The organism is Pseudomonadota bacterium (assembly GCA_018823135.1).
Taxonomy (GTDB): Bacteria; Desulfobacterota; Desulfobulbia; order Desulfobulbales; family CALZHT01; genus JAHJJF01.
This window is the reverse complement of the sequence record JAHJJF010000044.1, coordinates 1-22,537: the sequence shown is the minus strand read 5'-3', so window position 1 is coordinate 22,537 and position 22,537 is coordinate 1. Positions and strand designations below refer to the sequence as shown.

The window sequence follows — 22,537 nt, the reverse complement described above, 5'->3', positions numbered from 1 at the left end:
CTATGCGTGAAACAAAAATCATCTGCACCATCGGACCCAAAACGGCATCCTTTGACATGCTGCAACGTCTTGCTGCAAGCGGCATGAACATTGCCCGGCTCAACATGTCTCATGGTTCTCCTGACTGGCACATGGCGGTCATTCGAAATATCAAGCGGCTCAACAAAAAAAACGGCACATCAATTGCCATCCTTCTTGATACAAAGGGGCCTGAAGTCCGCACCGGTGATGTCAAGACTGATATTGTCCTTGCCAGAGGCGATAATCTGACCCTCACTGTAAGACGCCAGGCCGAGCTTGAGCCCTATTGTGTGGAAGTGAGTTATGATGGTTTTGTCAATGAGGTTGAAAAGAATGACATTGTCCTTATCGATGGTGGCATGCTGAGTTTTCGGGTGAGGGAAATACGCGGAAAAGACGTCCTTTGTGAATGCTTGGAAGACGGGGTCCTGACCTCAAGACGGCATATCAATATACGGGGCAAAAGTGCCGATCTGCCCTCCATTACCGAGAAGGACTGGCAGGATATTGATTTCGCTATTGAAAACAGTGTGGACTTCATCGCCCTTTCCTTTGTCCGGGGGCCGGAATCCATCGCTGATGTGCAGCAGTATCTGCAGGACAGGAAATCCCCCATCGATATTATCGCCAAGATCGAAAGTGCCGAGGCCGTTCCGCAACTGAACAATATCATCGGCGTGGCCGACGGGGTGATGATCGCCCGTGGTGATCTGGGGTCCGAATTGCCCTGTGAAGAAGTGCCTCTCCTCCAGGACGCCATAATAAAAAAATGCCGAGCGGCCAGCAAACCGGTAATCGTTGCCACCCACATGCTGGAATCGATGATTATCAACCCGACACCAACCCGGGCGGAAGTGACGGACATAACTTACGCGGTCCAACAGGGAACCGATGCCATCATGCTTTCCGGGGAAACGGCAACCGGAAAGTATCCTTTCAAGGCCCTTGAAATAATGGATGCAGTGGCCTGCAGGATTGAGCGGCATATGGGCCAGGACACCACTGTCCGTGTGTCGATCACCAGCAACCCGAAAGAAGAAATAGCCCGGAGTGCCGCCATCCTCAACAATAATCTCAAGGCAGTCGGCACCATTGTCATAACCAGGCGCGGCATAATGGCCGCACTCCTGTCCAGGTGCCGGCCGGTTGCTCCGATCTTTGCCTTCACCAACACTACCCATGTCCGTCGTCGACTTGGCATTTACTGGGGAGTCCATGCCTTTCGTCTCAAATTTTCCAAAGATCCGGAAACCACCATTCAACGTGCGGTGGAACAACTGCTCAGGAAAAACATCATTCATCCCGGTGATCGGATTATTGTCCTCTCCGATATTCTGGCCGGCGGAGAATTTGTCGAGACTGTCCAGGTGCGGACTATTCCCAAGACAACCGGTTGATCTTCTTTATTCGCAAATCAGGTTTTCTGGTGCCTGTTACAGGTCACTTTCTGGCACCATCCTTTCCCTCGATGGAGTTATTGTAAAAACGCTGGGTCGGGTAAGCGAAATCAATGTCATCGCAGGCGGCGAACTCCTTGAGGATATCTTCCCAGATGGCCTGGGTGCTGCCGCGCCGTCGCCTTGGTTCGATCAGGTAACGGATGGTGAGCTGGATGCCGCAGTCCTTGACCGAGGTGTAGACGATGGGCGTGAGTTTTGAATAGAAGATCATGTACCGTTTGCTCGCCTCCTTGACGCGTTTTTCAGCGGCCGCGCTCAAGGAAGCGCCGTGTTTCTCTGCGATATCCACGAGGATCTTCTTGGCTTTTTCCCAATTGCTTTCAAAGGTGACGAGCACCGCGACCTCGTTCCAGATATATTCGAACCCGGTAGAGTAATTGGCAATCACCTCTTCTATTATCATTCTGTTCGGTAGATGGATGACGCGGCCGGTGCTCTGGTCCGCCTCCACCCAGTTGCCGATTTCCATTAGAGTGAACTTGAAGATCCGGAGATCTATGACATCGCCGAAATGATTGCCGACCTGGATGCGGTCGCCGACTGAAAAAGGTTTGCGCCAGAGTACAAAGGCCCAGCCGGCGAGATCTTTCACCAGCCCCTGAAGGGCGATGGCGAGGCCTGCTGTCACCAGGCCTAGAAAGGTTGCCATAGACTCCATGCCGTGGAACCAGATGCGGCCTATCATGAAGATGCCGATGGCAACCGAGATGTAGATCGTGCTCTTCTGCCAGTGGTAACGGATCTGGATGTCTTCGGTCCGGCTCCAGATCATGCGAATGACCGTGAAGCGGAAAAGCCACAGGAAGAAAATGATGAGAGCGGTGAAGAGGATGCGTTGCTGGATTTCAGGGTTGAGTCCTGAAAAACTCTGTAACCATGATGTTATCTGTTCCATGATGATTCTCACTTTATATTGGCGGAAACTCCATTGGCGGTTCCTGCTGATTGATCAGCACTACGCAGGGGATCAGGGGGATATTCCCGATCGGGGTTTCTGAAATAAATTCCGTGATGGCGAAAGAAGCCAGTGCCGCTTGTTTTGGAATGTGTTTTTTTTGGGGAAGTTGACATGGGCGCAAGGAGACTGTTTGTATAAGGGTTTCGGCTTTGCGTCGGAAAAAAAGGTGAAAGGTTGAAAAGAGATTTCCTGTCATCTCAGCATCACCTCATAAGCGATCAAGCTTAACTTGCACAAGTCCCCTCACCGAATTGCCGATGAAAATCGCATCGGCGGTCTTAAGATCATTTCGGGTGACTATTAATTCTTTAACCATACCGGAGAAATTTTCAAGAAGATGTCTGCGGAACACCCCCGGCAACAGTCCGCATTCAACCGGCGGGGTGTAAAGGGTTTTTCCTCTGCGGATAAAGACGTTACTGATGCTTCCTTCGGTGATTTCATCGCGGGTATTTGCAAAAATTACTTCAACAAAGCCGTTTCTTTCAGCCTTGGCCCGTTCTCGGTTATACAGCTCGCGTCTGGTTGTTTTATGGAGGAGCATCAAGTCGGTGGGGATTGATTTTTCTTGAGACAGGATGACTCGGGGCAGATCTTCCTGTTCATAAATCCCTTCAGGGGATCGGTGTTTTGGCTCGGCACATTGGGAATGGGTTAATGAAATCTCTCCGAAACTGTTGAGAGTGAGCCGCACACGCTGGGAGGTTTTCTTGTCAAAGGATTCTGCCAAACGCTCAAGTTGAGACAGGACAGCCTTTTCATCAAATGGGTAATTGAAATGTCCGGCTGAATTTTTCAGACGATTGATATGGGAATCAAGCAGCCAGTAACCCGATTGTTTGTCCCAGAGGATTGTTTCAATCAATTCGAAATCATTTTTCAACGCTCTGAGCGAACTTACATTCAGGAATCTGGCTTTCAGCTGACATTCCTCCCATTCGTTTCCCGGATCGGAATCATAGACAACTCCGGAGCCGACTCCCATCTCTCCCTTGTTGCCATTAAGCTGAATAGTTCTGATCGGCACATTAAAGTGCGCATCTCTTGCAGGAGTGATAAAGCCGATGCCGCCGGTATAGACGCCCCTGTCTTCCAACTCGAGTTCGCGAATAATCTCCATGGTCCTGATTTTAGGGGCGCCGGTAACCGAGCCGCACGGGAAAAGACACGTTAGAAGATCCTTGATTGAAACATCGTTGCGTAACTGGCCGGTAATGGTTGAGGTCATCTGGTGCAGTGTTTCGTAAGTCTCAATATCGAAAAGGGACTGGACGTTTACTTCACCCATATTGCATAACCTGCCGAGATCATTTCGTAAGAGATCGACTATCATGATGTTTTCGCTGCGGTTTTTCTGGTCCTGGTGGAGATACTTGGATAATTCGGCATCCTGATCAGATGTGCTGCCGCGCTTGATGGTTCCTTTCATGGGTCGTACGGTACAGGTTGAGCCCTGTTTCCTGAAAAAAAGTTCAGGGGAAAATGAGATGGTATCTTTACCTTGGGATCTTATATAGGCGGCATAGGAGACACTTTGATTGCGGCGAAGTGTGGTGTAAAGATTTTCTTTGGAACCGGAAAAATCAAAGAGATATTTCAGGGTGTAATTCACCTGGTAGGTATCACCTTCGGCAATATATTGTTTTATCCGGGCAATTTTTTTCAGATAATCCGCCTGAGATTCATTGAGGCTAAGATTGTCAATCCGGTAGCCTGCCGGCAGGAATTCAGAAATCTGCCCGGAGGAAGGGGGGTAAACGGACTTCGGGGCGGTATCAACCCGGGCGCCGGTGGAATGATCGTAAGTCAGCGGCTTGTTGAATACGAGTAATTCTGCAAGTATTGATTGATTGTCGGATTTGATCAGGCTGTGGAGAGATGGTTCGAGGAGGTAGCCGAATTCATAGGCAAACCAGCCGGCGAGGTAAAAACCTTTGTCAAGGCAGGTTTCAATCTTTGCGAAAAAGTTGTCCACGGAGGCGCCCGGTGAAAAGATTATTCTGTCCACCGGGTTTTGGAAAAGATAGGAGGTGTGATTTTCCCCGGTTATTGTCGTGGTTTCAAGGAAAACAAAATTATCCTCATTCGCAAGATTCTTGAGCAATGTGTTGAGCTCGGTTTCTGTAAAGGGTGCAGGAGACATTATCAGCTCGGGGTTTATTAAAAGCTCGCTTGAAGGTTGCGGGGGACCATCGATTTTTTATATATGCAGGTATTGGCAGCATCGTAATAAAGCACGATGTCGACGTGTTTCTCGTCTCTAACTTGTTGATATTATTAGAGGCGATAATTCAGCTTTTGACTTTTTACAAAACTATCAAGTGTTGGCGGCTTTGATTTCTATCCTGAAAAAAGTGCATCAACCTTATATCGAAGGGGGGAAAAAGTATAATATTTTTTTGAAATACAATTTATTTTTTTGAAGGGGCTGTGTTTCTGGAGTCTTTTGTTATAATAGTATAGAATTTGAGGGGTAACGATGGGTTCCAGCTATATAAATTTATTTTTTCCAAGTCGTGGCTCAACGGTTGCGAGAAGCGGGGGAATATTTTATAAGAAGTTTGCCTTTTTCCATGATTGCACTAATTGTAATAAAATACATCATTATAATGTTTATGGAGGATACTGAAAATGTTAATTCGGGACTGGATGACCAAGGATGTTCTGACTGTTGATGAAAACACTTCACTGATGCGCGCCACCAGAATCATGAAAGAAAACACTATCCGGCGGGTTCCAGTGGTCTCTCACGGCAGGCTCATTGGTATTCTCACTGATCGGGATGTGAAAGATGCTTCACCATCCAAAACCACATCTCTTGATATCCATGAATTATATTATCTGCTTTCCGAGATGAAGGTAAAGGATGTCATGACCCCGGATCCTCTCACCTTGCACGGTAATGAATCTCTTGAAAAAGCGGCACTGGTGATGATGGAAAGTAAAATTTCCGGAATTCCGGTGGTTGATGACTCAGATCATCTCATCGGCCTCCTCAGTGAAACGGACATCCTGAAAGGTTTTGTAAAAATCACCGGTATCCAGGACGGCGCCATCCAATACGTCCTTGATGTGGCTGATAAACCAGGTGCGGTGACGACGATTATTCAATTATTGAGAGAGTTTGATGCACGTATAATCAGTGTCCTTACGTCCTTTCAGGATGCCAGGGAAGGGATGAAGAGAGTGGCGGTCAGGGTAATCGTCGAAGAAACCAAGAGAGATGATATCATCAAAAGTCTGGAAGAAAATTTCGAACTTGTCTATCACAGCAGAGACGAATTGAGCAACCTGCCGAAAAAGAAGTAATCGGCCGGATCATCACGGTGTAAGTCTGCATGGTATTCGGTTTTTTTTTGATAAATGCTCAGTTGATGAGGTTTTGCATCTCTGCAAACTTAGCTGGCCTTCGGTTGCGCTAGGGGTGGTTTATATGTCTTGCTGCTGGTTTTTCCGGTAAATTGTCTTTACTGAAAGCCTCAAGGACAATACTTTCTGAATATTCATTAGTGATTGCCCCGGTCATGCTGTCCATGGGCATTATAGTTATGCCCATGGGTTTAGTGAATTCCTTGTCAGGAAGATCCCTCTTGATTCTTTTCATGAAATCCAGCCAGATGGGCGCAGCTGCCCGTGCTCCTGTTTCACCCCGGCCCAGAGACTTCTTTTTGTCAAAACCCATCCAGACGCCAACAACCAGGTCGGGAGTGTAGCCGATAAACCACGCATCCATATTTTTATCGGTTGTTCCGGTTTTTCCGGCAACGGGAATGCCGATTGATTTAACTATTTTTCCGGTTCCTTCTTTTATTACCCCTTCAAGCAAGTGGGTTATCTGGTAGGCAATCTCTGAACTGAGGACTTTTCGGGATTCAGGGTGATTGTCTTCAAGTATATTGCCGTTGCCGTCAATGATTTTTCTTATAAACGACGGTTTAGTATAATTGCCATTATTGGCGAATACAGCATAGGCGGAAGTCAATTCCAGGAGTGCGACTTCCGAAGAACCCAGGGCAAGTGTCAAATCAGGAGTGAGCGGCGAACTGATTCCCATGTTTTTGGCGAGTTCTGTTGCCTGGGAGACGCCTAACTCCTGGAGGAGTTTGATGGCGACAATGTTATGGGAATGAATAAGGCCGTTGCGCAGGGTTGTCGGACCGAAGAATTTGTTGTCGAAATTATTCGGTTCCCAAAGTTTGTATTGATTTGATCCCTGGAATTGAATGGGTTCGTCAATAATGATTGATGCGGGGTGATATCCCATGCCAAAGGCTGCGGCATAAATAAACGGCTTGAAGGCAGAACCCGGCTGCCTTTTTGCCTGTGTGGCCCGGTTAAACTGACTTTGAGAAAAATCCGTGCCGCCTGAAACGGCAAGCACACGGCCGGTTTTTACTTCCTGTACGATAATCGCCGCCTGTGGAAGGTTGTTTTCGTATGTCACCCCCTGTCGGTCTTTCCACAGGGCAATACCCGTCTTGATCGCCTGGTCGGCGGCTTTCTGCAGATTCTGATCCAGAGAGGTGTGGATCGTAAGACCGCCGGTGAGAAGCTCTTTTCTTCCATATTTATCCCCCACATAATTCTGGACGTATTGGATAAAGTAATTGTTTCTTGAGTCGGTGGATTCCTGGGCGGGGCGGCGGCCCCAGAAAAGAATCTGATTGGCTGCCTTGTCTGCCGCAGTTTGCGTTATATAGCCATCTTCAAGCATTCTGTTGAGAACATAGGATTGCCGTTTCTTTGCCAGCATGAAATGTTTAAACGGGGAGTAACGGCTGGGGGCCTGGGGCAGCCCCGCTAAAAGGGATATTTCCGCAAGGGCCAGGTCTTTCACGGATTTTCCGAAATAAGTCCTGGCAGCAGCTTCAACACCATAGGCCCCTTCACCGAAATATATCTGGTTCAGATAGATGTTGAGAATTTCATCCTTGGAGAGAGAATGATCGATACGGTATGCGAGGATTGCCTCTTTGATTTTTCTGGTATAGGTTTTTTCGGGGGTCAGCAGGAGCGATCGCGCTACCTGCTGGGTGATTGTACTTCCACCCTGAAGTTTTTTTCCTTCATTGATATTGTGAAGTAACGCCCTGACCATGGACCAGAAATCGATGCCGGGATGAGAATAAAACCGTGCATCCTCAGCTGATACGAACGCTTTCGGCAGAAGAACCGGCATGTCGTCAAGGGGTACAAGATAACGATTCTGGATAAAGGCTCTGGCTACCGGTTGTTGTTTACTGTCAAAAATTTCCGAGGTCCGCGCCGGGCGGTAATTTATCAGTGAATAGCTGTCCGGTATATCCAGTGAAATGAATATATAGAGCAGAATCCCGATAAAAATGGAGAGCAGGCAACCAACGGACAACAACAGGATTATCAGATGGGTATGATTCCATTGCAATGGTTTATCGTTTTGGGGGGTATTGTCTTTGGATCGGGTCATTGGTGTATTAACAGGGGATTTCCAACGTCGGAGTCGATTTTATAAATTTAATGATATTATCTCATTTTTTATAGTAATACCATGGATTTGTCAAAATTATGGCTTGCTGAATCGAAATCAAGTTTAAGGCTGCATATTTGATGAAATCGTAAAGAGCAAATGCAAAGAGAATATGAAAAGAGAGATTTCATCGAGTGATTGCGTTTGAACATGTTGATTTTGTCTGGAGGACCTTTTCCTTTAGTGATTTTTGCGACGACATTATTTTGATGAAATCGTAAAGAGCAAATGCAAAGAGAATATGGAAAGAGAGATTTCATCGAGTTATTGCGTTTGAACATGTTGATTTTGTCTCGTGGACCTGTTGCGGCAGGGATTTTTTATGACGACATCAATATTGACAATCGCGTAAAAAGTTGGGCACTGAATAGACCAACCTTGCAGTCGCCCACAATGGAAGTCTTTCAAGTATAGAAAATCGAAGACTTCCAAACCCATAACGTCGCCGGCGCTTTTTTTGCGCGGACGATAATTATCGCCTCAATGATTTCAATAAGCTAGAAGCGGTATACGCGTCCGACGAGCGCTTTTATCTGCGAGTCCGACAATATTGACAATCGCGTAAAAAGTTGGGCACTGAATTATCGCCTCAATGATTTCAATAAGCTAGAAGCGGTATACGCGTCCGACGAGCGCTTTTATCTGCGAGTCCGACAATATTTCAGGATTGCAATTTTACGGGGTTAACTAAATTGTGGTGCAATATTCCTGCAAATCGTGTAGGGACATTGTTTCCTTATGTATTTTCAGGAAGAAAAAATTGTTAATATAAGGATGTTTCTTTGATGCCGGAATTCTCCTTAAACGTTGCAGTACCAACAAAGAAGAGCTTTAACTCTTTCCATCCTGAATATACATTCAAGAATTAACTTGACAAGAGCTGTTGTCAAATTAAAATGTTCAGAATTTTTCTCGTGGATACTTCAAAATAATCCGAAGGTCTGCAAATATGTCATCCATTTACATGAGGGAGTTGTCGGAAAACGGCAGACTGTCTTGCGATAAACCAAGGGGAGACGATAAGAATGAAAATCAGTGAGTTAGAAAAACTAGAAAATGAAGGAACGGACAAATTGCCTTCAGAGGAAAGACGTCGGTTTCTCAAGTTCGGCCTTGCCGTGACCGGCGTATTTCTTGGAGGATCCGTCCTCTCTCTGACCTCAGTTCGGAATGCGCAAGGTGTTACGGGAGCAAAACCCGCAACCGGAAAATTTTCTTATCCAAAGCATTACACCATGGTTCTGAGACAAAACCGGTGTATTGATTGTGAACGCTGCAAAGAAGCATGTGTTAAAACCAATCATGTCCCCGGTTACGGCTACCGGACCACCATTATGGAGCAAATGCGCGATATCGGCGGTGGCAAAACCGAGCCTGTTTTCATGCCGGTTCTGTGCAATCACTGTAATCGTCCTCCCTGTGTCCGTGTGTGCCCGACAACGGCAACATATAAAGATAAGGAAACCGGCATAGTTATGATGGCAAAAGAGCGCTGCATCGGTTGCAAGACCTGTATGGCAGCCTGCCCCTATAATGCCCGTTATTTTGATGAGACTGCAGGCGTCCGCGCCGTTGATAAATGTAATTTCTGCTGGGATACCCGGATTTCCAAGGGTGAAACCCAAACAGCCTGCGCTGAGGCTTGTCCTGCCGGTGTCAGGATTTTTGGTCTATTGAATGATGAATCCAGCAAGGTGTATAAATTGATTCATGCACCGGATAAGAAAGTATGGGTTCAACGACCTGAAACCGGTGCTATGCCTAATGTTTTCTACATCAACGACTGAGCAAGGAGAAGTAAGAAATGAAACCAGCACGTATTGATCTAAAGAAATTGTTTGCTCTTCTTCTTGTCGTTGCAACCTTTGCATTGTTTGCCGGTCAGGCGATTGGCGAGGATGAAGAGGAAGATGGCGGTACTATAATTTTTACACAACCTGTAAAAGCAGTTATTTTTGACCATAAGATACATAATGAACAGGGTCTGGAATGTGACAGCTGTCACGATGATCTTTTTCAAATGGAAACCGGGGCGGCTGAAGCTGGTGATGATTTCACCATGCAAGCCCTTTATGATGGCAAGTATTGCGGTTCCTGCCATGACGGCGAAACGGCCTTTGCATCCAAGACCAGATGTACTGCATGTCACATCGGCGTGAAAGGATATAACCGGGCTACCGGTGTTGAGGAGAAGAGTGGACACTCTTCCGGCCATTAAACAACAGGTAAAAATCAGAAGGTAAGCACAGGGTTTTTTACTGATTCGTTCCCTGTTCAATATTCTTTAGGAGGGTAATACAATGTTTAACGATTTATCTTTAGCTGATGTGGCCGAGCCGAAAATGGCTACACCTGCTGTCAACAAGGCAACGCTGACGTTTCTGATGCTTGCCGCCATTGGCTTGTCTGCCGGCCTTTATGCGTTTTATGCGGGCCATCACCAGGTTTACAATAATACCAGGGAGATGCCTTGGGGGATTCTCATCGCCGGCTATGCTTTCTTTGCAATTACCTCCACCGGGCTCTGTCTGTTGGCAGCTATCAGCCACCTGTTCGGCGGTAATCAGATGGCGGCCCTTTCAAACAGAATGGTTTTCCTTTCCATCGTGACGATTATCGGTGGTTTTTCTTTGATCGGCGTGGAGATTGAAAATCCGCATCGCATGCTGCTTTACAATGTGCTGACCCCGAATTTCACCTCAAATATCTGGTGGATGGGCACCCTTTACGGGATGGCGGTTGGCTTCATGTTTGTCGAGTTTTTCCTGATCCTCAACAAGCGTTATAAAATTGCGGTAGTTCTTGGAGTTGCCGGCGCATTGGCCGAGGTCATGGCTAACACCAACCTCGGCGCGGTGTTTGCAACCCTGTCAGGACGTCCGTTCTGGTATGGATCGCAGCTGCCGATTTATTTTCTGGCATCTGCTTTCATGTCAGGCGCTGCAGCGATTATCATATTCACCCATTTTGCATATAAACTCCGTGGACGTCAAATGGAGCCCGCGGTCTTAAAAGGGGTTCAGAGTGCTGGCAAGGTGCTGGCGCTGCTCCTGTTTCTGATTGTTGTTGCAACCGCCTGGAGGTTCATTGCCTTCTTCGTCGGGGGCACTGAGCTTGGCCGTACTGCTGCCGAAGGTATTTTGAGTGGACCCCTGGCGGTTAATTTCTGGGTTTTTGAGATTACCGTTGGCCTTGCCATTCCTTTGGGACTGCTGATTTCTTCAGGAATGAAGAGAGTGCCGCTCATGGCACTGGCGGCTTTTATGACCCTGGTCGGTCAGTTTTTTCAGAGATATGACCTTGTTGTTGCAGGGCAATTGGTGCCGATCTATGACGGCTGGGACAATCTGCCCACGTATTTCAGCTACATCCCGTCCCTTGCCGAGTTCATGGTAACCTTCGGTGGGATTTTCGTGGTTTGCGCCGGATTTTTATTAGGTGAGAGATTTTTCGGCAAAGCCTTTGACGATTTCGGCCATCATTGAAATTTAGTAGGAAAACTTGAGTTTTCATACGGCAGGGCTTCATTATCGAAGCTTTGCCGTTTTTTATTTGCACGGGCAGCTTTTTTTGGGGAAAAGATATTGTAATTCCTGTCAAAACAGCCAGATTGAATTGGTGCTGAACTATAGAATGTTCAATGATTGTCGGTAGTTGTTCCTCTAATGATTTTCTGCGATTTCGGTAAAAAATCCCTGTTGGTGTCCTCTCGCCTTATTGGAGCGTTCTTTTGATCGCTTCAATCGGATTATATATGGTTCAGGATTATCAGCTTGAATGCTGAATGAGGAATAACAGAAATTAATAGGTTGATTGAGTTGTTCGTTTGAGTATAAGCTTTATTTCCATGGGCGCCTCTTTTCAAGAGGATTGTTGATCTGTTAATCTCCGGACCCTGGCAGATAATTTCTAAATGCCACAATATTAGTCAAGGAGTTACATAATGTTCGAAGGTCTGCAGAGTTATATTCCTTTGATTGCATCCATTGCTGTGATTTCCCTGATTATCTGGGCCGTTTATTATTTTCTTCTTGGTCGGCATATGGAAATTGGTGCGGAAGCAAGACTGCCTCGTCAGCTTCTTCTGCTTCTCTTCACCACGGTGGGATTTTTAATTGTTCTTTTATTGATTCCCATGTCCCAGGCCACTCGCGGCCAGGTTTTGAGGTTACTTGGTATTGTCCTTACCGGCGTTATTGCCCTTTCTTCCACGACCTTTGTTGCCAACGCCATGGCAGGGTTGATGCTGCGGCTTGTAAAGAGCTTCCGCCACGGCGATTTCATCCGCATCGGTGAGCAGTTCGGCAGAGTGAGCGAACGAGGGCTTTTTCATACGGAGATTCAAACCGAAGATCGTGATTTAACGACATTCCCAAACCTTTATCTGGTGACCAATCCATTAACGGTGGTTCGCAGTTCCGGGACGATCATTTCCGCCAACCTTTCCCTTGGCTATGATATCCCGAGAAAAACCATCGAAGAGTTGCTTAAAAAGGCAGCAGAAGAGGCTGAACTCCATGAACCGTTCGTGCTGGTCAAGGAATTGGGGGATTTTTCCGTTACCTACCGCATCGCCGGTTTTTTATCGGAAATCAAGCAACTGCTAACCGTACGCTCCAATCTGCGAAAAAAGGTGATGGATATACTCCATGAAAACGGTATTGAAATTGCATCGCCGACCATTATGAATCAACGACGAATCGATGACGGGGTGAAAATAATTCCTCCCAAACAACAGGATGTCGTTGAAGAGGCAAAACCTGAATCTGAAGACTCTCCGGAAGCAATGATTTTCGATAAGGCCGAAGAAGCCGAGGAGTCGGAACTTCGCAATTACAATATGAAAGATCTGGTGAAACGCCTGGAGGAATTGAAAAGGGCCAGAGAAATTGCTGCTGATAATGAGCAAATCAAATTCGACTCAGAGATCGCTGTTATTGAGGACCTCATCCAACATATCGAAAGTACCCGAAAAGAAGAGAAACAATAGCATCCAGATGGCTGGCCTGTTTGATGGGAATTATGCAGAAAGAATCGATGTCGAGTTTTTTCTCTGACTCTGGCTGTCCCCCCCCGATAATTAAAAATTTTTTCACCGCGTTTGGGATGTTTATTGATGGTTATTCCTCAAAAACTTCCGGGGTGTGGCGGACGATGCGGGCGTCGACAAGATAGATGACGTCTTCGGCGATGTTGGTGGCATGATCGGCGATTCTTTCAAGATGTCGGCCCACGGAAAGAAGATGGAGCAATGTGTTGACATGTTGTGGGTTCTTGGGGATTTCCTCCTTCATGAAGGCATAGATATCACGGTTCATGGCATCCATTTCTTCATCCTCGGCCCGGATGCGGTATGCGGCTTTGACATCAAGATTGATCAGGGTATCTATGCTCCTGCTCAACATGCCTTCTGCCTTGTGGGCCATTTTCGTGAAGTCCAGGACCGGACAACCTGGTTCCTGTGATCCGATGAAGAGGGAGCGTTCGGCGATATTGACCGCCAGGTCGCCCACCCGTTCGAGGTCGCTGTTGATTTTGAGGATGGCGATGATAATCCGCAGATCAATGGCCACGGGCTGATGCAATGCGAGTATTTTCAGGCAGTCTTCCTCGATTTCCACCTCGAGATTATCCACTTCGATATCTCGCTTGATGATCTCCTCAGCCATTCTGGCGTCTTTTTTAATGACCGATTTTGTGGCGAGATATACCATGTCCTCCACAATGGAACCCATGATGATCAGTTGTTTCTTTAATTTGTCGATTTCTTTTTCAAGATGTTTCGGCATGACGTCCCTCTTTAATTATCTTTAAATTTGTGAGCGCAATTATCCGAATCTTCCAGTGATATAATCTTCAGTCTGCTTTTCCCGGGGTTTGGTAAATATTTTTTTGGTCTCACCGGTTTCGATGAGTTGGCCTTCATAGAAAAATGCAGTAGTGTCTGAAACGCGCGCCGCCTGCTGCATATTGTGAGTAACTATCACAATTGTATACTGATCGCGCAATTCGCCGATAAGATCCTCAATGCGGGTTGTTGATTTCGGGTCCAGTGCCGAGGCCGGTTCATCCATGAGCAGGATTTCCGGATCCACTGCCAGGGCACGCGCAATGCAGAGCCGCTGCTGCTGGCCGCCGGAAAGACTCAAGGCATTTTCGTTCAGGCGGTCTTTTACTTCTTCCCAGAGGGCGGAACGCACCAGACTTTTCTCAACGATTTCTTCGAGATTTTTCCGGTTTTTCGTGCCATGGATTCTCGGCCCGTAGGCAACGTTATCAAAAATTGATTTTGGGAATGGATTTGATTTCTGGAACACCATCCCAACCCGTTTTCGTAATTGGACGATATTCACCTTTCCCTGATAAATATCCAACCCTGAAATAGAGACTTTTCCTTGGACCCGTGTATTTGGGATAATATCGTTCATGCGGTTCAAAGTCCGCAGAAAGGTGGATTTACCACAACCGGACGGGCCGATCAGGGCAGTAACCCTGCGTGCCTCAATATCAATACTGATATCAAAGAGAGATTGTTTCTCCCCGTAGAAGAAATTCAGTTTTTCGACACGGATGGAAATTTCCGGAGTTGCGGCTGTTGCTGGTTTTTCTACCATTGGTATTTTCTTCTGTAATAAATTCGAATAATTATAGCTCCAAGGCTTAAGCCCAGAACAATGATCAGCAACACAAGGGCGGTACCGTACTGCATGGGCCGCACCTGGTCGGCTGCCGGGTGTTGTGTTGCCAGGATGTATAGATGGTATGGCAGGGCCATGACCTGATCGTATATGGATTTCGGCAGGGTCGGCAGAAAGAAAGCGGCCACGGTGAGCAGGATGGGGGCGGTTTCGCCTGCTGCGCGGCCGATTGCCAGGATTGAGCCGGTTATCATGCCGGAAAGGGAGTAAGGCAGGACATTGGTGCGGATGGTTTCCCACTTGGTTGCCCCCAGTGCAAGACTCGCCGCTCTGAATCCCCGGGGCACCGCGCGTAAAGCCTCTTCACTGGCAACGATGATCGTCGGCAGCACCATACAGGCAAGGGTGAGACTGCCGGACAGAATCGAAGCCCCGAATCCCAGAAAGATTACAAACAGGCCAAGGCCAAACAGACCGAAAACGATGGATGGCACTCCTGCCAGGGTGACGATGGCCAACCGGATAATTTCGGTGAACCGATTAGGCTTTGCATACTCCGAGAGATAGATTGCACTGCCGACACCAAGAGGCAGGGCAATGGCTATGGTGCCGCCGACCAGACAGAGGGTGCCGACGATGGCCGGAAGAATTCCCCCTTTGGCGCCGCTTTGTTCAGGAAATCCGCTGATGAATTCCCAGCTGAGATTAGGTGCTCCCTTTCTGATAATATCATACAGAATGTAACCTACCAGAATAACGATTAAGTAGGCGACCGCCCGGATCAGCATGATAATGATTTTTTCGGTGATTTCCCGGTTCATTGCATCATCCCGTATTTTTTAAGGACGCGCTGCGCCAGGACATTAAGACTGAAAGTAACCAGCAGAAGAACAACGCCGATGCAGAAAAGGGCTTGATAATGGACACTGCCGAAAGGCACTTCCCCCATTTCAGCGGCAATGGTGGCGGTCATGGTTCTTACCGAACTCAAGGGTGAAAAAGAAATGACCGCCGAATTGCCGGTGACCATCAGCACGGCCATGGTTTCGCCGATCACCCTGCCGGTGCCGAGCATGATCGCCGCGATAATGCCGGGCAGGGCGGCTGGCACGGTAACCTTCCAGATGGTCTGCAGTCTGCTGGCTCCCAGAGCCATGGACGCGGCCTTATAGGACTCGGGAACGCTGTTGATCGCATCTTCCGAAATAGTTATGACGGTGGGGATTGCCATGAGTGCTAAGAGAATCGCTCCGGTAAGGGCGTTGAGCCCGGTGTTGAGGCCGAAAAGTTCTTTTACCAGGGGCGCCAGCACCAAAAGTCCGAAAAATCCCAGAACCACGGAAGGAATGCTTGCAAGTATTTCAATGAAGGGTTTCAGGGCTTCCCGTTCTGTGGGGTGGGCGATTTCAGCAATGTAGACTGCGCCGATAACTGATAGAGGAATGGTGATCACCATGGCAAGGCAGGTGACCAATGCCGATCCTGAGACCAGGGACAGGATGCCGAAGCGCTCCTGCTGGAAGGAGACGGGAATCCAGCGGGAATCAAACAATTCCATAAGACCCGGGGCAAGGGTGAACGGCGCCGCCTCCCTGCCCAGAAAGAGAAATATGAGCAGGACGACCAGGATGCTGGTGGATGCGAAACCGGCCAGCAGAATATGGACTGCCTTGTCTTTCCACATAGTTTTGTTTACTGGGGAACGTAGCCGGTTTCCCGGACAATCTCCTGGCCTTTCGTGCTCAGGCAGAAATCAATAAATTCCTTGACCAGCCCCGACGGCTCGCCGTTGGTATAAAGATAAAGGGGTCGGGCTATGGAGTATTCACCGGATTTTACAGTTTCCTCGGAGGGTGATATTGCCATTCCACTATTATCGGCTTTTACCTGAAGGGCTTTGACCTTGTCTTTTGCCTCGACTGTAAAGCCGAGGCCGACATAGCCGATTGCCAGTTTATCAGTTTCAATGGCCTGGATCACAGCCGAGGTGCCCGGCAGGAATCTGGCATTGGGGGTGTAATCAGCCTTGCTTAAGACATGTTCCTGGAAAAATATGAAAGTTCCAGAACTGGATTCCCTTGACAGCACGATGATCGGCTCATCGGTTCCGCCGACATCACTCCAGCGTTTATAGGCCCCAGAGAAGATTTTGCCGATCTGCTCAACGGAAAGCTCGCTCACCGGGTTTTCAGGATTTACCACCACGGCAATACCGTCCCTGGCAACTACCACCTCAAGCGGATTGAGGCCTTTCTGCCGGGCCAGGTTCAACTCTTTTTCCTGGATACTCCGGGATGCGGCGCAGATATCCGTGGTGCCGTTGAGCAGCGCTGCAATGCCGGTGCCTGAGCCGCCGCCAGTGACTGATACCTCGGATCCCTTACTGGTCTGCATGAATTTTTCAGCCCAGGTGCTCACCAGATGTACCATGGTGTCTGAGCCCTTAATGGTCAGATATCTCGTGGATTTTTGGCCGGAATCGGCAGAACCGGCTTTGTCATGTCTTTTACAGGCGGGGGTGAAGGTTAAAGCACAACAAACCAAAACAAAGAGAAAGTGGCGGAATATTATTTTCATGATTTTGTCCTTTTGAGGGAAAGAAAGAATATCAAAAAAAGATGCAAACTATCATGGGAAAGACGGGGTGAAACTATTCAGTTTTATGCGGTCCAGTATCATTTCTGTCACGCTTGACCATCATGAAGGAAACCAGCACGCCCAGCGCAAAGCCAAGGATTGTGGTGCCGAAGAGCAGGACCGCTCGCGGCATGGTGATTGAAGCAAAGAGTATCTTCGTTTCAACCGGTTGGGTATTCTGCAGGACAATGATGAGGCCCAGGGAGACCAGAACAAGGATTAATATGAGTTTTACCTGTTGCATGGGTTTTTATTCTCCTTTCATGCTGTTTTTGTGGCAGAGCATATCAATTGGATTTTTAAAGTCAAGGCATATATTGCTGGTTGTCTCGGCGCTGAACGTAAAGCCCTGGTCTTTCAGGGTGGCCCGGCAGCGCTCCATCACCAGGGTTCTGGCTGGAACCATATTAAGCCCCTGCTGAAAGGTGTCGATCCAGAACAGGACTTCAAGCTCAACATAGGTTGCCGAGAAAGAAGACAATGCCACCAGCGTTGGCGGGTTTTTGAGGATTTCCGGGATTTCCTCAACGGCTTGGAGCAGAAGGCGACGGGCCTCTGCGGCATTGTCGGCATAATCGATACCTATGGTAAACGACAGGCGCCGCAGGCCGTCCTTTGTGAAATTTATCAGGGGGCTGTTAAAAATCTGGGAACTGGGGATGAAGATATCCCGTCCGTCATCGGTGCGGATATGAGTATTTCTTAATTCAATGGCCTTGACTTCTCCAGATAGCTGCTCTGACTGGATGAGATCGCCGATTTCAAAAGGCCGGCTGAAGGCCAGAAAAAATCCGGCCAGAAGGTTTTCGCCGATTCCCCGGAAGGCGAAACCCAGAACAACCGCAGTGATTCCGCCGCCGGCAAGCAGACTCATGGTAATATTTTTTAATCCGAGGACATTTAATGTCGGCATGATGCCGAGAATACCGAAGCCCCAGACAATGAGTTTACTGAAAAAAGATCGGTGAGTCTTGGAAAGTTCGGCATGTTCAAGAAGGTTGAGGATCCCCCGGGAAACAAGACGGCCGATAAGCAGACAGGCCAATAAAATAATGAGCGCCCCGAGAAGGCGCGGCAGGATTCTGAGAAGATGGTCCCAGTCAAGCATTAGATTATGATAAAAGGTTTCCATGCAAACGCTTATTCCTGAGAAGGTGTGCCAGCATAAAAAAGATAATGGTTATTTCATCATTATCAAGAGATGGTTGTCAATGGCTCATTCCCTATAGTCCTAAAAAGACATGCCGATACTGAAATGCGCCGCATATTGTCTTTCGCCACGGCTCTCATCGCGGTCGGGATTAAAGGCCACCTCGAGACGTGCCGGTCCGAAAGGCAAGAGATAGTGGATGCCGCAGCCAACCGCGCTCCTGAAATCCGAGAAAAAATCATTCAGGGTGTCATTGATTAATTCAGACCGGTCATTATAACCGGTCTGCCCCTGTTCCGAACGTGATTTGTTTGGTGACAGATTTCCAAAGTCAGCAAAAAGAACAGCTGAGAAATTATCTTTCAGGTGCTGGCGGAATTCAAGATTGATAACATTCATCCCCATGCCGCCGACAGGTTCGCCGGATATATCCTGGGGGCCGAGGCTTGATTCCATAAAACTCCGGACAGTATTTTCCCCGCCATTAAAAAATCTTTCAGCCAGGGGAATGGTGGTCTGGCCTCCACCTGGAAGTATGAGCCCGGTTTTGTATCTGAAGGCTAAAACTGCAGAGGGGCCTAATTTAACAAATTTACGGAATCCCGTGGTTACGCGGGAAAAAGAGATATCGCTGCCAAGGGAATGATCGGAATTTTCAAGAGTAAGGAAATGACGCGTTCCGGAAGATGGATAAAACAAATCGTTTCGGTCATCAAAGAGCGTCTGTATCCTGTTGGTTAAGATGTTGTAATTGCTGTCCATGGCTTCAGAAGCTGAATATTCATCGATGTCGGTGATCGCCGTTTTCCTGTAACTTTCTCCCAGGGAAAGAGAGAAGGCGCTGGTGAATTTCTTAGTGAAAATAATTGAGGCCTCAACTTCTTCACTGGTAAAGGACGGTTCTTCTCTTTTTCGATAAGAGACCGGAAAGTCTGCTATGATCGAGGTGTTGAAAAACCAAGGGTCGGTGACGTTTACACTCAGGTTGGAGCCCTTGAGGGAAAGGTTTGCTTCAGTCTTGAACAACCGTCCGGTGCCAAACAGGTTCTTTTCTCGAAAACCCACCCCTGTGCGCAACAGCTCATACGAACCCCAGCCCAGTTCGTAATAAAGTTCCTTGGAAGGCTCTTCCCAGACTCTGACTTCAAGATTTCGCTGGTTTTGGGGTTCCTTATCAAGAGATATATCAATTTTCGAAAACAGCCCGGTTTGATACAGGGAGTTAAAGGCCTGTTGTGTTTTCTGGAAATTGTACAGGTCGCCTGGGTTCAGGGGCAGACGATTTGCAATAAATGAAGATTTTGTCTTTTCGTTGCCGGAAATCGTAATGTCGGCGATTGTTACCCGGGGGCCGCTTGAAATGTTTGCCTCAAGAATAAAGCCGCCGGGAATTTCCGAGGTTGTTGCCCGCACGCCAATCTCCACGTCCGGGTAGCCAAGGTTGCCGTAAAATTCCTCAAGGCGGGTTTTGAGAAATAATTTCTGGCGTTTGGTGTAGGGCTTGCCGGTTATGGCCCCGGATATTGTCGGAAAGCTGTTATTTGCCTCTTCTATAATGTCCCCGGAAAATACAACTGCGGTGATTATTGATTTGAGCCCTTCGACAATATTGATGGTTACAGTAACCAGGCGGCGCTGGTCTGAAAAGGTATATTCGGGTTTGTCGATTTTTATATTCAGATAGCCTTCCTGCAGGTAGAAATCCCTGATTCTGGAGATCCCTCCCTGGATATTTGACTCCACATAGGAGGTCTTGCCGGATTGCATCTGCCGGCCGTTGCCGTTTGCAAAGAGGGAAAACAGCTTTTTTGCATCAAAGGAAGTATTGCCGGTAAAGAGGATATTCTTTACGACAATAGAGGGGCCTTCGTTGACCGTGAAGGTTATCTGCGGTTTTTGATTGTTTGCGGCAATTTCATAATCGACAGTGGCCGAGGCGAAGCCCCGCTGACGGTAGGCCAGCTCCATCTGGAAAGCGGCATCGTCAACCAGCCACTTATTATCCGGAGATTTTTCCAGTTCTATGAGTTCATCGATTGCTGCTTCGCGCAATTTTCGGTTGCCGATGGCCTTGTTGCCTTTAAAGAGTATCGTGAATGATGGTGCTATGGGTTGGCTTTCGCCGGTTTCCTCTTCCTCCGTGCCAGAATCGGCGGCATAAGCATCATGCACGAGATAACTGCCTGAGAGGATTATTGTAAATAATATGCAGAATATTTTGATATGTACCATGAGTTAAGATTCTTATTTGAATTTAAACATGAGTTTCAGGCCGGCATTAAAATCATCAAAAACATCCCTTTCAGTGCTCAGGTACAAGGCGTTTCCTTTTTTTATAAAGTTATCAGTGATAAGAAATTGCGAATTGATTGTCTCATCACCGCTGCGTGTTACCCGTTTGCCTATTTCAATCTCAAATCTGTCCAGCAGGGATTCGTCATTCTCCGTTGACTGGTCGCTGAACCACTTTTCCAGCAGATCCCGGCCCAGGTATACCGCAACATTCATGCCGCTTTGTGTGATCCCCCCGGCCATGGATTCTGATTTTGGCGTCTTGCCGGCCAGGAGCAACAGTAAAAGCTCATCATTGGGAAGAGGAGGGGACGAAGAGAGGGTTATTTCCGGTTCATCATAATAACCCTGAATGGCTACGGAGATATCGTAACCGAGCAATTGTGATGAGCCGTTTATTTTAAGGGTGGGTCGGTCCGGGTCGTTATCAGGGAAATGGACAATTCCTGATTTGATGAAAAAATTTCCTGCAGGAAGTTTTATTTTTATCAGATCCAGATAGAGATACCCTCTCAGGGTTAACAGGTCTCCATACCCGACAATTTTCATTTCAGGACGTAATGATCCCTTAGCCAGGTTGTTTTTTATCAGGAAAGGTTTTTTGGATTGTATGTCAAGATTGAAATAAGCCTTGTTCAGCGGCGGATCGAGAAAGGAAAAATCAAAGATCCTGCCATTTCCCTCGGATTTCCCCGGCTCTTTGAGGATTCCAAGAAAGTCGAAATTTCTGGTGAATTTTCCATCGGTGATCTTCAGGATGCCGGTTATCTGCAACTGATCGATGGGTCCAGACACCTTGATCTCCGTGTCCCCTCGCAGTTTGATTCCATCGTTTCTGAAAAAAAGCAGGTTGTCCCCCTGGAGTTCGAGGCCGGCTACGGCGTTTTCTCCCCAGGGACTATCTATCTGACCTGAAACGATAAAAGGAGCCCCTCCCACCTCGCCATGGCATTCCTTGATAGTCAGAAATTTTTTACTTATATCCGCGCGGAGAGTGAAGTTTCTGATGGAGGGAACGGCATAGTCCGGACGTATTTCGCCATTGGTGATAGTAAGGGCCCCGGAGATCGACGGATCAGAAACAGGTCCTTCCACAAAGCCATCAATTTCAAGGAGGCCGCCCAATCTTCTTATGCCGGTAATTTTCTGCCCCAGCCAGCTCATATTGGAAACCTTCAGCTTGCCCTGTCCCTTGAGATTACCGGTAACCAGTTGCGGATCACCCTTGACTACTTGTGGAAGGGCCGGGAATTCAGACCATTTGCCGGATCCGGTGATGAACAAAGAAGGCGATTCTGCCAGTAGCCTGGTAACAGACAGTGTCTGGTCTGCAAGGGTTGCTTCAATTTCAAGGTTTATGGTTTTTTCCGGCATGTACGCGTATAAGGATGGCACACTGAATTGCTGAGTCTTGATCTGCAGGGAGCCAAGAGGGTTGTCCCAGGTGCCGGCAAGTTTGACGCTCCCGGATAGCCCGCCCCTGATGTCATGCAGAAATGGCACAAAACCAAGGATGCTTAAATCCGCCACTTCCATGTGGCCTTGGAGGGACAAATTCCCCGGTAGAAATTTGTTCTCGGCAAGGGGATCATACGGGACGGTTCCGGTCAGGTTGATTCTTTGATTATCCTGCACCCACCAAGACATTTTGTTAATAATGATTCCTTTATCCGAATAGCCTAGATCAAATGCGCCTGTAAGTGGAAAAGGGGCATCAGTTCTGCCGATTTCACTTATAGTGCCCTGCAGGGTTATGAGTGGCCGGTTCAGGGGTCCGGAAAATTCCAGATCGACATCAAGATCTTTGAAAAACAGTTGTTCAAGGCTCAACAGGGTTGATATCTCGTCACTTGAATGAAGATGTGAATGTATTTT

Annotated in this window: 18 protein-coding genes; 6 read left to right on the top strand and 12 right to left on the bottom strand. The window is 47.7% G+C overall.

Annotated features, from left to right (window positions below):
• Positions 1–2 precede the first annotated feature (2 nt).
• Positions 3–1,418 (top strand): pyruvate kinase, encoded by a 1,416-nt coding sequence (gene pyk / locus KKE17_04130; GenBank protein MBU1709174.1) that lies wholly within the window; start codon positions 3–5, stop codon positions 1,416–1,418.
• A 43-nt stretch (positions 1,419–1,461) separates the two neighbouring features.
• Here pyk and KKE17_04125 read toward each other — a convergent pair whose 3' ends face one another.
• Positions 1,462–2,376, bottom strand: a complete 915-nt coding sequence (locus KKE17_04125; GenBank protein MBU1709173.1) for a mechanosensitive ion channel family protein — start codon at positions 2,374–2,376, stop codon at positions 1,462–1,464.
• A gap of 271 nt (positions 2,377–2,647) precedes the next feature.
• Entirely contained in the window at positions 2,648–4,582 is a 1,935-nt protein-coding gene (gene pabB / locus KKE17_04120) for an aminodeoxychorismate synthase component I (GenBank protein MBU1709172.1), read from the bottom strand.
• 488 nt (positions 4,583–5,070) lie between these two features.
• Here pabB and KKE17_04115 point away from each other — a divergent pair, with 488 nt between their 5' ends.
• Complete coding sequence (locus KKE17_04115; protein ID MBU1709171.1) at positions 5,071–5,748, top strand: CBS and ACT domain-containing protein; 678 nt, start codon at positions 5,071–5,073, stop codon at positions 5,746–5,748.
• A 109-nt stretch (positions 5,749–5,857) separates the two neighbouring features.
• On the opposite strand, the gene KKE17_04110 is transcribed toward KKE17_04115, so the two are convergent.
• Positions 5,858–7,885 (bottom strand): PBP1A family penicillin-binding protein, encoded by a 2,028-nt coding sequence (locus KKE17_04110; protein MBU1709170.1) that lies wholly within the window; start codon positions 7,883–7,885, stop codon positions 5,858–5,860.
• Positions 7,886–8,970: 1,085 nt separating this feature from the next.
• Here KKE17_04110 and KKE17_04105 point away from each other — a divergent pair.
• From KKE17_04105 to KKE17_04090, 4 genes are all read left to right on the top strand, one after another.
• Positions 8,971–9,732, top strand: a complete 762-nt coding sequence (locus KKE17_04105; GenBank protein ID MBU1709169.1) for a 4Fe-4S dicluster domain-containing protein — start codon at positions 8,971–8,973, stop codon at positions 9,730–9,732.
• A 17-nt stretch (positions 9,733–9,749) separates the two neighbouring features.
• Positions 9,750–10,163: a hypothetical protein gene (locus KKE17_04100; protein MBU1709168.1), complete on the top strand. Its 414-nt coding sequence runs from the start codon at positions 9,750–9,752 to the stop codon at positions 10,161–10,163.
• A gap of 82 nt (positions 10,164–10,245) precedes the next feature.
• Complete coding sequence (gene nrfD / locus KKE17_04095; protein MBU1709167.1) at positions 10,246–11,430, top strand: polysulfide reductase NrfD; 1,185 nt, start codon at positions 10,246–10,248, stop codon at positions 11,428–11,430.
• A 458-nt stretch (positions 11,431–11,888) separates the two neighbouring features.
• Positions 11,889–12,935: a mechanosensitive ion channel gene (locus KKE17_04090; protein ID MBU1709166.1), complete on the top strand. Its 1,047-nt coding sequence runs from the start codon at positions 11,889–11,891 to the stop codon at positions 12,933–12,935.
• Positions 12,936–13,065: 130 nt separating this feature from the next.
• Here KKE17_04090 and phoU read toward each other — a convergent pair whose 3' ends face one another.
• The 9 genes from phoU to KKE17_04045 form a co-directional block, all read right to left on the bottom strand.
• On the bottom strand, positions 13,066–13,734 hold the full coding sequence (gene phoU, locus KKE17_04085) for a phosphate signaling complex protein PhoU (GenBank protein MBU1709165.1): 669 nt from the start codon (positions 13,732–13,734) through the stop codon (positions 13,066–13,068).
• Positions 13,735–13,773: 39 nt separating this feature from the next.
• Positions 13,774–14,559 carry a phosphate ABC transporter ATP-binding protein gene (locus tag KKE17_04080; GenBank protein MBU1709164.1) on the bottom strand — a complete coding sequence of 262 codons (786 nt, stop codon included), beginning with the start codon at positions 14,557–14,559 and terminating at the stop codon, positions 13,774–13,776.
• Complete coding sequence (gene pstA, locus KKE17_04075) at positions 14,553–15,404, bottom strand: phosphate ABC transporter permease PstA (GenBank protein MBU1709163.1); 852 nt, start codon at positions 15,402–15,404, stop codon at positions 14,553–14,555. Before pstA ends, KKE17_04080 begins: the two co-directional genes overlap by 7 nt.
• Positions 15,401–16,267: a phosphate ABC transporter permease subunit PstC gene (gene pstC, locus KKE17_04070; GenBank protein ID MBU1709162.1), complete on the bottom strand. Its 867-nt coding sequence runs from the start codon at positions 16,265–16,267 to the stop codon at positions 15,401–15,403. The genes pstA and pstC overlap by 4 nt, the downstream gene beginning before the upstream one ends.
• Positions 16,268–16,275: 8 nt before the next feature.
• Entirely contained in the window at positions 16,276–17,160 is an 885-nt protein-coding gene (locus KKE17_04065; protein MBU1709161.1) for a PstS family phosphate ABC transporter substrate-binding protein, read from the bottom strand.
• Positions 17,161–17,233: 73 nt separating this feature from the next.
• Entirely contained in the window at positions 17,234–17,464 is a 231-nt protein-coding gene (locus KKE17_04060) for a LapA family protein (protein MBU1709160.1), read from the bottom strand.
• 6 nt (positions 17,465–17,470) lie between these two features.
• Positions 17,471–18,352 carry a mechanosensitive ion channel family protein gene (locus KKE17_04055; GenBank protein ID MBU1709159.1) on the bottom strand — a complete coding sequence of 294 codons (882 nt, stop codon included), beginning with the start codon at positions 18,350–18,352 and terminating at the stop codon, positions 17,471–17,473.
• 99 nt (positions 18,353–18,451) lie between these two features.
• Positions 18,452–20,602 (bottom strand): outer membrane protein assembly factor BamA, encoded by a 2,151-nt coding sequence (bamA, locus tag KKE17_04050; protein MBU1709158.1) that lies wholly within the window; start codon positions 20,600–20,602, stop codon positions 18,452–18,454.
• 12 nt (positions 20,603–20,614) lie between these two features.
• Positions 20,615–22,537, bottom strand: a 1,923-nt coding sequence (locus KKE17_04045; GenBank protein ID MBU1709157.1) for a translocation/assembly module TamB, incomplete at its 5' end; no start/stop codon positions are given.

Coding starts and splice junctions, on each gene's coding strand:
- pyk (MBU1709174.1), top strand. CDS start 3: ATGCGTGAAACAAAAATCATCTGCACCATCGGACCCAAAACGGCATCC.
- KKE17_04125 (MBU1709173.1), bottom strand. CDS start 2,376: ATGGAACAGATAACATCATGGTTACAGAGTTTTTCAGGACTCAACCCT.
- pabB (MBU1709172.1), bottom strand. CDS start 4,582: ATGTCTCCTGCACCCTTTACAGAAACCGAGCTCAACACATTGCTCAAG.
- KKE17_04115 (MBU1709171.1), top strand. CDS start 5,071: ATGTTAATTCGGGACTGGATGACCAAGGATGTTCTGACTGTTGATGAA.
- KKE17_04110 (MBU1709170.1), bottom strand. CDS start 7,885: ATGACCCGATCCAAAGACAATACCCCCCAAAACGATAAACCATTGCAA.
- KKE17_04105 (MBU1709169.1), top strand. CDS start 8,971: ATGAAAATCAGTGAGTTAGAAAAACTAGAAAATGAAGGAACGGACAAA.
- KKE17_04100 (MBU1709168.1), top strand. CDS start 9,750: ATGAAACCAGCACGTATTGATCTAAAGAAATTGTTTGCTCTTCTTCTT.
- nrfD (MBU1709167.1), top strand. CDS start 10,246: ATGTTTAACGATTTATCTTTAGCTGATGTGGCCGAGCCGAAAATGGCT.
- KKE17_04090 (MBU1709166.1), top strand. CDS start 11,889: ATGTTCGAAGGTCTGCAGAGTTATATTCCTTTGATTGCATCCATTGCT.
- phoU (MBU1709165.1), bottom strand. CDS start 13,734: ATGCCGAAACATCTTGAAAAAGAAATCGACAAATTAAAGAAACAACTG.
- KKE17_04080 (MBU1709164.1), bottom strand. CDS start 14,559: ATGGTAGAAAAACCAGCAACAGCCGCAACTCCGGAAATTTCCATCCGT.
- pstA (MBU1709163.1), bottom strand. CDS start 15,404: ATGAACCGGGAAATCACCGAAAAAATCATTATCATGCTGATCCGGGCG.
- pstC (MBU1709162.1), bottom strand. CDS start 16,267: ATGTGGAAAGACAAGGCAGTCCATATTCTGCTGGCCGGTTTCGCATCC.
- KKE17_04065 (MBU1709161.1), bottom strand. CDS start 17,160: ATGAAAATAATATTCCGCCACTTTCTCTTTGTTTTGGTTTGTTGTGCT.
- KKE17_04060 (MBU1709160.1), bottom strand. CDS start 17,464: ATGCAACAGGTAAAACTCATATTAATCCTTGTTCTGGTCTCCCTGGGC.
- KKE17_04055 (MBU1709159.1), bottom strand. CDS start 18,352: ATGGAAACCTTTTATCATAATCTAATGCTTGACTGGGACCATCTTCTC.
- bamA (MBU1709158.1), bottom strand. CDS start 20,602: ATGGTACATATCAAAATATTCTGCATATTATTTACAATAATCCTCTCA.